The following is a 12,526-nucleotide window of genomic DNA, read 5'->3' as shown; positions in this document are numbered from 1 at the left end:
GAGACACCGTGGACCCCCACGCGCACCCCAACCAGTTCGCTCTGCTCGGCCAGCGCCGCTTCGCGCCGTTCTTCTGGACGCAGTTCCTCGGCGCCGGCAACGACAACCTGTTCAAGTTCGCATTCACCGTGCTGGTGACCTACAAGGTGCAGGTGTCGTGGCTGTCGCCGCAGCTCGCCGGGCTGGTGATCGGCGCGCTGTTCATCCTGCCGTTCCTGCTGTTCTCGGCCACCAGCGGGCAGCTGACCGACAAGTACGACAAGACGCGCGTGATCCAGCTCGTCAAGTCGCTCGAGATCGCGATCATGCTGCTGGCCGCCTGGGGCTTCTGGGCCACCCACGTGCCGGTGCTGCTGGCCTGCGTGTTCCTGATGGGCCTGCATTCCACGCTGTTCGGCCCGGTGAAGTTCGCCTACCTGCCCCAGCACCTGGGCGAGCGCGAACTGACCGGCGGCAACGGCATGGTCGAGATGGGCACCTTCGTCGCGATCCTGCTCGGCCAGGTGGCCGGCGGGCTGCTGGTCGGCATCCCCGAGGTCGGTCGCCACTACGTCGCGATCGGCTGCGTCGCGGTCGCGCTGCTCGGCCGGCTGACCGCGCAGTACGTGCCGCCGTCGCCGTCGACCGACCCGGGGTTGAAGATCAACTGGAACCCGGTCACCGAGACCTGGCGCAACCTGAAGCTCGCGAACCAGAACGTCGCGGTGTTCCGCTCGCTGCTCGGCATCTCGTGGATGTGGTTCTTCGGCGCGGCCTTCCTGTCGCTGTTCCCGGCCTTCGCGAAGGAGGTGCTGCACGGCGACGAGCAGGTCGCATCGCTGCTGCTGGTGGTGTTCTCGATCGGCATCGGCACCGGCTCGCTGCTGTGCGAGGTGGTGTCGCGCCGGCATGTCGAGATCGGCCTGGTGCCGCTCGGCGCGATCGGCATGAGCATCTTCGCGATCGACCTGTTCTTCGCGTCGCGCGGGCTGCCGCCGTCGGCACAGCTGTCGCTCGCCGGCTTCGTGTCGGTCGGCGCGCACTGGCGGGTGATGGCCGACCTGGCGCTGCTGAGCCTGTTCGCCGGGCTGTACAGCGTGCCGATGTACGCGATGATCCAGCTGCGCTCGCAACCCAGCCACCGGGCCCGCATCATCGCGGCCAACAACATCCTGAACGCGCTGTTCATGATCGTCAGCGCGGTGCTGGTCGGCGCGCTGCTGAAGGCGGGGCTCTCGATCCCGCAGGTGTTCCTGATCGTCGGCGTGCTGAACGCGGTCGTCGCGTTCTACATCTTCCTGGTGGTGCCGGAGTACCTGCTGCGCTTCATCGCGCTGGTCGCCACGCGCTGCATCTACCGCTTCAAGGTGCGCGGCGACGAGCACATCCCGCTGAAGGGCGCGGCGATCCTGGTGTGCAACCACGTCAGCTTCGTCGACGCGGTGCTGCTGATGGCGGCCAGCCCGCGGCCGATCGCCTTCATCATGGACCACCGCATCTTCAAGCTGCCGGTGCTGGGCTGGATGTTCAAGCTGGCCAAGGCGATCCCGATCGCACCGCAGCGCGAGAACGCGCAGGTCTACGAGCAGGCCTTCGAACGGGCCCGCGCGGTGCTGGCCGACGGCGAACTGGTGTGCATCTTCCCCGAAGGCGCGATCACGAAGGACGGCCAGCTCGGCGAGTTCAAGGGCGGCGTGATGAAGCTGCTCGAAACCCACCCGGTGCCGGTGATCCCGCTTGCGCTGCAGAACCTGTGGGGCTCGTTCTTCTCGCGGGTGGAGCAGGGCGGTGCGATGGTGAAGCCGTTCCGGCGCGGCCTGTTCAGCCGCGTCGGCATGGTGGCCGGCGCGCCGCTGGCTGCCGGCGACGTGACGCCGGACGGGCTGCGCACCCGGGTGGGGGAACTCCTCGCCAGCTGAGTGGGCACGCCGATTGCCCCTCGGGTCTTGCATCCTTCAGCTCGACCCATACCTACAAGCCGCCATGAACCTTCCGAACCTGTCCTTCCTCGGCCGCCGCGGCAACGACTGGGATTTCCACGCGTTGTGGCCTTCGCTGCAGCGCGCCCGGCATTGCATGGTCACGACCCGCCTGAACAGCGGCCACCCGCACGCCGCGCGGGTGAGGATCTCGATGACCTCGGGCGACGGTCCGCCGCACGTCTGGCTGATGGTGCCTCGCGACAGCCGTCTCGCGCAGGACATCGAACTCGACCCGAGCCTGACGCTGTCGTTCACCGAGCCGCGCTCGCAGCAACTGGTGCATCTGACAGGCGAGGTCGCGCTGGTCGAGGCGCATCACAACCCGGTGTACCTGCACCCGAGCGTGCGCCATGCGCCGGACCTGACCGTCGTCGAAGGCGAGCAGGATTTCGTGATGCTGCGGGTCGACATCCCGAGCGACCAGCGCCCGCGCACGCAGATGGACGGCGCGCGCCCGTCCGACTTCGGCATCTCGCGGCCGCAGCAGTGGTCCGAGACGATGCCGTCGGCCTGAGTTTCCGGGCCGGGCCGCGGTTCAGCGGCCTGCGACGATCGCTCGCGAGAATGTCTTGCGCACCGTCGTCAGGTGCCGGCGCATCGCCTGCCGGGCCGCCGCCGGGTCGTGCGCCGCGATGGCCTCCAGCACGCGCCGGTGGTCGTCGACCGCGGCGACATGCAGGCCGGGCGTCGTGAACAGCGTTTCCATCCGCTCCTGCATCGGCGTGTAGCGCTGGTCCCACAGCGTCGTCACGATGAACAGCAGCGCCGCGTTGCCGCTGGCGCGCGCGATGCCGATGTGGAAGGCGCGGTCGCCGTCGTGCAGCAGGGGGTTGCGGGCATGGTCCTGCACCATCTGGTCGAGGCTGCGCTGCAGGGCCTGCACATCCTGCTCGGTGGCATGGCGCGCGGCGAGCGCGGCGGTCTCGGTCTCGACGACCAGCCGCGCCTCCAGCAGCTCCAGCGGGCCGACCGGCGGCTCGTCCGCCGAGGCGCCTGACGCGCCCGGCGCGATGCCCGGGGCCTCGGCCTTCGGCGCCGACGCATCGAGCACCTGCACCCCCGCCCCGACCCGCACCGACACCCGCCCCTGCACCTCCAGCGCGATCAGCGCCTCGCGCACCGAGGCCCGGCTGACGCCCAGCTGGTCGGCCAGCTCGCGCTCCGGCGGCAGGTAGCTGCCGATGCCGAAGCGGCCGCTGTCCATCGACTCGCGCAGCACGCCGGCGATGTGCTGGTACAGGCGCTTGGTCTCGATCGGCGGCAGTCGCTGGTGGCTCATCGGTCGATTTTCCCATCAGGGTCAACCCGGTTGCCGCGGATCGCTGGCGATCGCAACAATGGTCTATTGGTCTGACCTTTATACCTTTTCAGGCCGACCCAAGGAAGCCGGAATGACCCCCGCCATCGACCCGCCCGTGACTGATCCGCGCCTGCTGCTGCTGAACCCGGCCGACAACTGCCTGGTGGCCTGCCGTGCGTTGGCGGCCGGCGAGACGCTGTTGATCGACGGCGTGCCGGCGACGCTGCCGCGGCCGGTCGCGATGGCGCACAAGCTGGCGCGGCGCGCGCTGGCGGTCGGCGACAAGGTGCTGCGCCATGGCGCGGCGATCGGCAGCGTGCAGCGGCCGATCGCCCGCGGCGAGCACATCCACACCGACAACCTCGCCAGCGACTACCTCCCCACCTACACGCTGCAGGACGGCTCGAAATATGTCCTCACTTCACACGACTGAGCGCACGACTGAGCCCACGGCCAGGCAGCCGACGGAGCCGATGCCCGTGCTGACCGGCTTCCCGCGCGCCGACGGCCGCAAGGGCATCCGCAACGTGGTCGCGGTGGCCTACCTGGTCGAATGCGCGCACTTCGTTGCGCACGAGGTCACGCTCGCATTCCGCGGCGAGCCGGTGCACCTGGTCGGCTTCCCCGGCTGCTACCCGAACGCCTATGCCGACAAGGTGATGCGCCGGCTGCTGACGCACCCGAACGTCGGCGCGGTGCTGCTCGTCTCGCTCGGCTGCGAGAGCTTCGACAAGCGCGGGCTGGAGGCCGAGGTCGCCGCCAGCGGCCGGCCGGTGCACACGCTGACGATCCAGGAGCGCGGCGGCACGCGCAAGACGCTGAACGAGGGCATCGAGTGGGTGCGCTGGGCGCTCGCCGAGCTCGACACGCAGCCGCGCGTGCCGATGCGCTGGGACGAACTGGTCGTCGCGACCGTCTGCGGCGGCAGCGACGGCACCAGCGGCATCACCGCGAACCCGGCGGTCGGCCGCGCGTTCGACACGCTGATCGCGCGCGGCGCCGCCTGCATCTTCGAGGAGACCGGCGAGCTGGTCGGCTGCGAGTTCCACATGCAGCGCCGCGCCGCGACCCCCGAGCTCGGCGACGAGATCGTGCGCTGCGTCGCGAAGGCGGCGCGCTACTACGAGACGCTCGGCCACGGCAGCTTCGCGCCCGGCAATGCCGACGGCGGCCTGACGACGCAGGAGGAGAAATCGCTCGGCGCCTACGCGAAGAGCGGCGATTCGCCGATCAGCGGCCTGATCAAGCCCGGCGACATCCCGCCGACCGGCGGCCTCTACCTCCTCGACGTGGTACCCGACGGCGAGGTGCGCTTCGGCTTCCCCAACATCTCGGACAACGCCGAGATCGTCGAGCTGATCGCCTGCGGCGCGCACCTGACGCTGTTCACCACCGGCCGCGGCTCGGTGGTCGGCTCGGCGATCTCGCCGGTGATCAAGGTGTGCGCGAACCCGGACACCTACGACCTGCTGGCCGACGACATGGACGTCAACGCCGGCCGCATCCTGCGCGGCGATGCGACGCTCGACCAGGTCGGCGCCGAGATCGTCGCGCTGGTGCAGGACGTCGGCCACGGCCGCGAGACCGCCAGCGAAGCGCTCGGCCACCGCGAGTTCATCCTCACCTACAAGGCCTTCGAGCCGATCGGCCCGAGCTGCCTGCCCGTGCGGCAAGCGACACGCGCGATGCCGCTCCAGTCTTCCACGCGAGCCACGCCATGACCACGATGACCACGCTGCCGACCCGCATGCTCCCGCGCACCCGCCACGCGCTGACCACGTTGGGCATGGGCGGTGCGCCGCTCGGCAACATGTACGACCTGATCTCCGAGGACGCGTCGCGCGCCGCCTTCGACGCCGCGTGGGCGGCCGGCATCCGCTTCTTCGACACCGCGCCGTTCTACGGCTACACGCTGTCGGAGCGGCGCTTCGGCGAGGCGCTGCGCGAGCACCCGCGCGACCAGTGGGTGCTGAGCAGCAAGGTCGGCCGGCTGCTGAAGCCGCTGTCGCCGCATGCCACGCGGCGCGAGCTGCCGGCCGGCGAAACGGCCTGGCAGAACCCGCTGCCGTTCGAGGTGCACTACGACTACAGCGCCGGCGCGATCCGCCGCTCGGTCGAGGACAGCCTGCAGCGCCTCGGCACGAACCGCCTGGACCTCGCGCTGGTGCACGACATCGGCCGCGTGACGCACGGCGACCGCCATGATTTCCACTGGCGGCAGCTGACCAGCGGCGGGGGCTTGCGCGAGATGGAGGCACTGCGCCGCGAAGGGCTGATCGGCGCGATCGGGCTGGGCGTCAACGAATGGGAGATCGTGCGCGACACGATGGAGCACGTCGACCTCGATTGCACGCTGCTGGCCGGCCGCTACACGCTGCTGGAGCAGCAGGCGCTCGACCCGTTCCTCGCGCGCTGCGTGGAGCGCGGCGTCGGCATCATCGTCGGCGGACCGTTCAACTCGGGCATCCTCGCGGCGGGCCTGCGGCGGCCCAGCAGCACGCTGAAGTTCAACTACGCGGCGGCACCGGCCGAGGTGCTCGGGCGCGTGGCCCGGTTGCAGGCGGTGTGCGACGGCTTCGAGGTGCCGCTCGCGGCCGCCGCGCTGCAGTTTCCGCTCGGGCATCCGGCGGTGGTGTCGTGCGTGCCGGGGCCGCGCAACGCGGACGAATTGAACGGCATCGTGCGCTGGATGACGCAGCCGATCCCCGCGGCGCTGTGGGCCGCGTTGCGCGAGCAGGGCCTGATCGCCGCCGACGCCCCGGTGCCGGCGGGAACCGACCGATGACCGCGCCGTACCGCATCGATGCGCACCAGCATTTCTGGTCGCTCGCACGCGGCGACTACGGCTGGCTGACCCCCGACCTGGCACCGCTGTACCGCGACTTCGCGCCCGCCGACCTGCAGCCGCTGCTCGCCGCCCACGAGGTGCGTGGCACGGTGCTGGTGCAGGCCGCGCCGACGCTGGCCGAGACGCAGTGGCTGCTGCGCCTGGCCGCGCAGCACGACCTGGTGCGCGGCGTCGTCGGCTGGGTCGACCTGGCACACGGCGATGCAGTGCCGGCCCTCGACGCACTCGCCGCCGATCCGCTGCTGAAGGGCGTGCGGCCGATGCTGCAGGATTTACCTGACCCGGCCTGGATCGCCACCGCGCCCATCGATGCCGCGGTGGGCGCGCTGGTGCGCCACGACCTGCGCTTCGACGCGCTGGTGAAGCCCGCGCACCTGCCGCACCTGCTGGCCTTTGCGCAACGCCACCCGGCCCTGCCGATCGTGATCGACCATGCCGCCAAGCCTGATATCGCACGCGGTGCCTTCAGCGCCTGGCGCCGCGGCCTGCAGGCGCTGGCGCAGCTGCCGTCGCTGCACTGCAAGCTGTCCGGCCTGGCGACCGAAGCCGGCACGGGCTGGCGCGCCGCCACGCTGCGCCCGTATGCCGAGACGGTGCTCGAGCTGTTCGGCCCGCAACGCGTGATCTGGGGCAGCGACTGGCCGGTGCTGACGCTGGCCGGCGGCTATGCCGAGTGGGTCGCGGCGACCGACGAGTTGCTGGCACCGCTGGATGACGCCGATCGCCATGCGGTGTGGGCCGGCAATGCCGAGCGCTTCTACCGCCTGGACTGAGCAGGCCGGGCCGAGAAGGTGTGAACAACGACAACGATGGAGACAACATGAACCAAAGGTCGATTTCCCTCTGGGCCACGCTGGCCTGCACGGCCGCGCTCGGCCTGTCCGGCGCGCAGGCGCAGACCAAGGCCTACGCCGGCGTCACGCTGAACGTGATGACCTTCACCGGGCCGCAGATCGCCGAGCCGCTGCAGCGCCGCGGCAAGGAGTTCGAGGCCGCCACCGGCGCCAAGGTCAACGTGATCACGGTGCCGTACTCCGACCTGTACCAGAAGCTGCTGACCGACTGGTCGACCGGCACCAACTCGATCGACGCCGCGATCCTCGCGCCGCAGTGGATGCCCGACTACGTCGGATTCCTCGAGGACCTGAGCCCGCGCGTGAAGGCCGACGCCAAGCTGCGCGAGGACGACGTCGCGCCGTTCTTCCGCGAGTTCTCGCAGAAGTACGGCGGCAAGACCTACACCGTGACGCTGGACGGCGACTTCCACATCGCCTACTACCGCAGCGACGTGCTGGCCAAGCTCGGCCGGAAGCCGCCGCAGACCTGGGACGAGTACCTCGACATCGCGAAGGCCGCGCATGGCAAGGACTTCGGCGACGGCAAGCCGATCGTCGGCTCGTGCATCGCGAAGAAGCGTGGCGCGCAGTCGTTCTGGATGATCACCTCGGTGGCCGGCGCCTTCCTGCAGGCCAAGGGCACCAGCGAGGGCGCGTTCTTCGACCCGGCGACGATGAAGCCGCTGGTCAACAACGACGCCTTCGCACGCGCGCTGGAGATCTACAAGGAGACCGGCAAGTACGGCCCGCCGAACGAGATCAACATGGACGTCGGCGACACCCGCACGCTGTTCGTCAGCGGCGGCTGCGCGCTCACCGTCGACTGGGGCGACATCGGCCCGCTGGCGGTCGACCCGAAGGCGTCGAAGGTGGTCGACAAGGTCGGCGCGCTGATGCTGCCCGGCACGACCCGGGTGCTCGACCGCGCCAGCGGCAAGCTGGTGGCGTGCGATGCCACGCGCTGCCCGCATGCGGTGAACGGCGTGAACCGCGCGCCGTTCGCGGCCTTCGGCGGCTGGTCGGGCGCGATCAACGCGAAGGCGAAGCCGCAGGCCAAGGACGCGGCGTATGCCCTCTTCTCGTACATGTCGCAGCCGGAGCAGTCGAACGCCGACGTGACGGTCGGCGCGACCGGCTTCAACCCGTACCGGCAGAGCCAGTTCAAGGACATGGGCCCGTGGAAGAAGGCCGGCATGTCGGACAAGGCGGCGAAGGACTACCTGGGCGCGATCCAGGATTCGCTGAACTCGCCGAACATGGTGCTGGACCTGCGCATCCCGTTCAACCAGCGCTACCAGCAGGTGGCGCTGGACACCGCGATGGCGCGCTTCCTGGCCGGCGAGCTCGACGTGAAGGGCACGATGAAGAACATCGAGGACACCTGGAACGAACTGAACGACGAGCTCGGCAAGGCGAAGCAGCAGGCCGCCTACAAAGCGAGCATCGGCGCCAAGTGACGAAGGCGGCGTTCAGCGACTGGCTCGATCGGCAGGCCGGCACGGTCTTCATCGCACCCGCGGTCACCGTCGTCCTGCTGTTCTCGATCTTCCCGCTGCTCGCCTCCGCCTGGCTGTCACTGACGCGCTTCTCGCTGCAGGCCGGCGGCTACGAGCTGAGCTTCGTCGGCGCGCTGAACTACCGCAAGCTGATCGCCGGCTCGCAGCAGTTCCACCTGCTGGGCACGGCGGGCGAGCTGGCGGCCGGGACCTGGGTCGCGCTCGCGGCCGCGCATGCGCTGCTCGCGTGGGCGCTGCTGCGCAGCCTGCGGCGGCGGCAAGCCTATGCGCAGGCCGCGCCGCGGGCGCCACAGGGCGCGGCAGCGGTGCTGACGCTGGCCTGCGTGATCGTCGCCGCGCTGCTGTCGCCGCTCGGCCCGTTCGCGGCCGCGGCCCAGGCGGCGCGCGATGCGCTCGACCTGCCGTGGTTCGCGTGGCTGCTCATCGCGTTCGCCGGCTTCGTGATCGCCGCGCTCATCGCCCGCAGGCTCGGCGCGCCGGCCCGCGTCGCCGGCCTGGTCGGCCGCCAGCTCGCCGGCAGCGTGTGGCTGCTGGTCGCGCTGGTCGCCGCCGGCACCGCGGGTGGCCAGCAAGGCTCGCTGCTGACGACGCTGTTCTACGTGGCCGGCGGCGTCGCGCTGCAGTTCGCGCTCGGGCTCGGTCTCGCGCTGCTGTGCGCGCAGCCGATCCGCGGGCGCAACCTGTTCCGGCTGTCGTTCTTCCTGCCGCTGATGGTGACGCCGGTCGGCATCGCCTACATGTTCCGGATGCTGGCCGACATGGGCGTCGGCCCGTTTGCGCCGGTCGCCCGCCTGCTCGGCCTGGGTGCGGTGACCTGGGCGCAGAACGCCTGGTCGGCGCGCTGGGTCGTGCTGATCGGCGACACCTGGCAGTGGGTGCCGTTCATCTTCATCGTGCTGCTGGCCGCCATCGAGGGCCAGCCGCGCGACCAGCTCGAGGCAGCGCAGCTCGACGGCGCGCCGTCGTGGCGCATCTTCCGCGACATCACCTGGCCGGCGATCGCGCCGACCGCCGCGGCCGTGGTGCTGATCCGGCTGATCGAGGCCTTCAAGATCGTCGACCTGCCGAACGTGCTGACGAATGGCGGTCCCGGTATCGCGACCGAGAGCATGACGCTGCATGCCTTCATCGACTGGCGCTCGCTGAACCTCGGCGGCTCGGCGGCGGTGGCCTACCTGCTGCTGCTCGCCTCGACGCTGATGGCGGTGAGCTTTTTCCACTTCGTCGTGCGGCCGGCGCGCGGGGAGCCGGCGGCATGAAGCGCTGGCTCGAACCGCAGCGCCTCGGCGAGCTCGCGCCGCTCCCGCGTGCGCTGGTCTACGGCGCGCTGCTGGCGTGGACCTTCGTCGTCTTCTTCCCGCTGTACTGGGTGCTCGTCACCTCGTTCAAGGAGCCGCTGCAGGTGGCCGACGGGCCGGTGTTCCTGCCCTTCGTCGATTTCCAGCCGTCGCTGCATGCGTGGAAGTACATCCTGGTCGAGACCGGGCGCGACACGCTGCGGCCCTACCTCAACTCGATGCTGATCGCGAGCCTGTCGACGCTGCTGGCGGTCGCGATCGGCTCGATGGCGGCGTACGCGCTGACGCGCATCGTCTACCGGCCGAGCGTCGCGGCGGTGCTGCTGTTCATCGCGAGCGTCGCCGCGGTGGTCGCGCTGGTGCTCGGGGCCGGGCTGTCGCTCGGCTGGGCCCTGCCGCTCGGCGCGATGCTGTTCGTGCTGGGCTTGCGGCCGCTGCAGCGGCGCATCACCGCGCGCCTCGGCAACGACGACATCCTGTTCTGGATGATCTCGCAGCGCATCCTGCCGCCGGTGGTGTCGGCGATCCCGATCTACGTGATGTTCCAGCAGGTGCACCTGCTGGACACGCAGTTCGCGCTGATCGTCACCTACATGACCGCCAACCTGCCGATCGTCGTCTGGCTGATGGTCGACTTCTTCGACGGCATCCCGCGCGAGCTGGAGGAGAGCGCGGCGCTGGACGGTGCGTCGCGCTTTCGCATCCTGTTCGACCTGATGCTGCCGCTGGCGCGGCCGGGGCTGGTCGCGACGACGCTGCTGCTGCTGATCCTGAGCTGGAACGAGTACCTGCTCGCGCTGTTCCTGTCGACCGCGAACGCGCAGACCATGCCGCTGCTGGTGGCGGCGCAGAACGCGACGCGCGGGCCGCAGTGGTGGACGATGAGCGTGCTGATCCTGCTGATGATCGTGCCGGTGGTCGTGATGACCTTGTTCCTGCAGAAGTTCATTGCCCGCGGCCTGCTGACCGGCGCGGTGAAAGGCTGACCCTTGACGACCCCGCTGTCCTCGACCCCGCACCCGGTCACCTTCGACCACCTCGGCAAGCGCTTCGGCGCGGTCGAGGTGCTGCGAGATTTCAACCTGCAGGTGGCGCCCGGGGAGTTCCTCGTGCTGCTCGGCGAATCGGGCTCGGGCAAGAGCACCGCGCTGCGGGTGTTCGCCGGGCTGGAGACGGCCAGCGCCGGGCGCATCCTGATCGGCGAGCGCGACGTGACGAACGTGCTGCCGAAGAACCGCGACATCGCGATGGTGTTCCAGAGCTATGCGCTGTACCCGCACAAGACGGTGGCAGAGAACGTCGCCTACCCGCTGGACGTGCGCGGCGTGCCGAAGCCTCAGCAGCACGAGCAGGTGCTGGCGGTGGCGAAGCAGGTGCAGCTCGACGGGCTGCTCGACCGCTACCCGCGGCAGCTGTCCGGCGGGCAGCGGCAGCGCGTCGCGCTGGCGCGCGCGATGGTCCGGCGGCCGTCGGTGTTCCTGATGGACGAGCCGCTGTCCAACCTGGATGCGAAGCTGCGCGGCCACATGCGCGCGGAGCTGAAGCACCTGCAGCAGCAGCTCGGCATCACGACGCTGTACGTCACGCACGACCAGGTCGAGGCGATGACGCTGGCGCATCGCGTGGCGCTGCTCGACAAGGGCGTGCTGCAGCAACTCGACACGCCGGCGCGCATCTACAACGACCCGGCCAACCTGTTCGTCGCCGGCTTCATCGGGTCGCCGCCGATGAACTTCCTGCGCGGGGCGTTGTCGGGCGGCTGGCTGGAGGGCGCCGGCTTTCGCGTGCCGACACCGGTGACCGCGAGCGCCGCGGATGCGGTGCTCGGCATCCGGCCGGAGGACTGCCGGATCGCCGACGGTGGCACGCTGCAGGGCGAGATCTACGCGGTGGAGCTGATCGGCGACCACACGCTGGTCACGCTGCACATCGGCACGCACAAGCTGACCGTCAAAGGCGCGAAGGATTTCGACCAGGCGGTCGGGCGGCGGGTCGGCGTGGCGTTCGATCCGGGCGCGGCGTTCGTGTTCGACGGCGCGACGGGTGCGCGCATGCGCTGAACGCCTACAGGTGGCGCGACAGCAGCATCCGCAGGCCGGCGAAGCCGAAGAACAGCGCGATCGTGCTGTCGAACGCGCGGCGGGTGGAGCGGTGGATGCGCCGCGCGACGGCGGTCGAGAACAGCAGCGCATAGCTGACGAAGATCAGCACGCCGAGCAGGCCGCAGACCGCGAACACGACCAGCGAATCGGTCGGCGAGGCGTGCGCGGGCAGGCCCATCGAGATCGTCGACAGCCACACGAAGATCGCCTTCGGGTTCGTGATGTGCATCGCGATGCCCTTCAGGAACACCTGCCGCAGGCTGCCGGTGCGGCCGGACGCGCCGGCGTCGGCCGCATCGTGGCGCGACAGCGCGGAGCGACCGGCCTTGAACGCGAGCCACAGCAGGTAGAGCCCGCCGATCACCTTGACCACCATCAGCGCGCCGGACCACGCGGCCAGCAGCGATGCGAGGCCGAGCGCGGCGGTGAGCCCGAGCGTCCACGACGACAGCGTGATGCCGGCAGCCAGCGCGAGCGCCGGTGCGCGGCCCCCGTTCATCGCGGTGCCCATCAGCGCGACGATGCTCGGGCCGGGGCTCGCACAGCCGATGAAGTAGGCGGTGCAGGCGACGGCGAGGTTGGGGTTGGCGGTGAGGGTGTCGAGGTGCATGGGGCGTCTCGGGGCTCGATCATCTGTGCGAGGACGGGGCAGGTCTGATGCCGC

The 12,526-nt window shown here is 70.3% G+C and carries 12 protein-coding genes; 10 read left to right on the top strand and 2 right to left on the bottom strand.

All coding sequences use genetic code 11. The features are described from left to right. Window positions 1–8 precede the first annotated feature (8 nt). Both ASC98_RS01040 and ASC98_RS01035 read left to right on the top strand, forming a co-directional pair. Complete coding sequence (locus tag ASC98_RS01040; protein ID WP_056803193.1) at window positions 9–1,898, top strand: MFS transporter; 1,890 nt, start codon at window positions 9–11, stop codon at window positions 1,896–1,898. Between the two features lie 64 nt (window positions 1,899–1,962). Beyond that, complete coding sequence (locus tag ASC98_RS01035; protein ID WP_056803190.1) at window positions 1,963–2,475, top strand: pyridoxamine 5'-phosphate oxidase family protein; 513 nt, start codon at window positions 1,963–1,965, stop codon at window positions 2,473–2,475. A gap of 21 nt (window positions 2,476–2,496) precedes the next feature. Here ASC98_RS01035 and ASC98_RS01030 read toward each other — a convergent pair whose 3' ends face one another. Beyond that, the gene (locus ASC98_RS01030; RefSeq protein WP_056803187.1) at window positions 2,497–3,240 is read right to left on the bottom strand and encodes a FadR/GntR family transcriptional regulator; all 744 of its coding nucleotides are present in this window, start codon (window positions 3,238–3,240) and stop codon (window positions 2,497–2,499) included. A gap of 124 nt (window positions 3,241–3,364) precedes the next feature. On the opposite strand from ASC98_RS01030, the gene ASC98_RS01025 reads away from it, so the two are divergent. The 8 genes from ASC98_RS01025 to ASC98_RS00990 are packed head-to-tail and all read left to right on the top strand — an operon-like array spanning window position 3,365 to window position 11,820. Further along, on the top strand, window positions 3,365–3,694 hold the full coding sequence (locus ASC98_RS01025) for a UxaA family hydrolase (protein WP_369820437.1): 330 nt from the start codon (window positions 3,365–3,367) through the stop codon (window positions 3,692–3,694). A 40-nt stretch (window positions 3,695–3,734) separates the two neighbouring features. Beyond that, window positions 3,735–4,982, top strand: a complete 1,248-nt coding sequence (locus ASC98_RS01020) for a UxaA family hydrolase (RefSeq protein WP_056803181.1) — start codon at window positions 3,735–3,737, stop codon at window positions 4,980–4,982. Window positions 4,983–4,987: 5 nt separating this feature from the next. Beyond that, complete coding sequence (locus tag ASC98_RS01015; protein ID WP_056804713.1) at window positions 4,988–6,046, top strand: aldo/keto reductase; 1,059 nt, start codon at window positions 4,988–4,990, stop codon at window positions 6,044–6,046. Next, complete coding sequence (locus tag ASC98_RS01010) at window positions 6,043–6,882, top strand: amidohydrolase (protein ID WP_056803178.1); 840 nt, start codon at window positions 6,043–6,045, stop codon at window positions 6,880–6,882. The genes ASC98_RS01015 and ASC98_RS01010 overlap by 4 nt, the downstream gene beginning before the upstream one ends. Before the next feature lie 47 nt (window positions 6,883–6,929). Then, window positions 6,930–8,402, top strand: a complete 1,473-nt coding sequence (locus ASC98_RS01005; RefSeq protein WP_056804710.1) for an ABC transporter substrate-binding protein — start codon at window positions 6,930–6,932, stop codon at window positions 8,400–8,402. After that, window positions 8,399–9,721, top strand: coding sequence for a carbohydrate ABC transporter permease (locus tag ASC98_RS01000; RefSeq protein ID WP_056803177.1), 1,323 nt, complete (start codon window positions 8,399–8,401; stop codon window positions 9,719–9,721). Before ASC98_RS01005 ends, ASC98_RS01000 begins: the two co-directional genes overlap by 4 nt. Beyond that, window positions 9,718–10,746 (top strand): carbohydrate ABC transporter permease, encoded by a 1,029-nt coding sequence (locus tag ASC98_RS00995; RefSeq protein ID WP_056803174.1) that lies wholly within the window; start codon window positions 9,718–9,720, stop codon window positions 10,744–10,746. The genes ASC98_RS01000 and ASC98_RS00995 overlap by 4 nt, the downstream gene beginning before the upstream one ends. Before the next feature lie 3 nt (window positions 10,747–10,749). Beyond that, window positions 10,750–11,820 carry an ABC transporter ATP-binding protein gene (locus ASC98_RS00990; protein WP_235581130.1) on the top strand — a complete coding sequence of 357 codons (1,071 nt, stop codon included), beginning with the start codon at window positions 10,750–10,752 and terminating at the stop codon, window positions 11,818–11,820. A gap of 4 nt (window positions 11,821–11,824) precedes the next feature. Here the strand turns inward: ASC98_RS00990 and ASC98_RS00985 are convergent, their stop codons facing one another. Beyond that, window positions 11,825–12,472, bottom strand: coding sequence for a LysE family translocator (locus tag ASC98_RS00985; protein WP_056819530.1), 648 nt, complete (start codon window positions 12,470–12,472; stop codon window positions 11,825–11,827). Window positions 12,473–12,526 lie beyond the last annotated feature (54 nt).

The sequence above is a fragment of the Rhizobacter sp. Root1238 genome, assembly GCF_001425825.1.
Classification (GTDB): domain Bacteria; phylum Pseudomonadota; class Gammaproteobacteria; order Burkholderiales; family Burkholderiaceae_C; genus Rhizobacter.
Note: the sequence above shows the minus strand (reverse complement) of the source record. Positions and strands in the feature narration are given on the sequence as shown.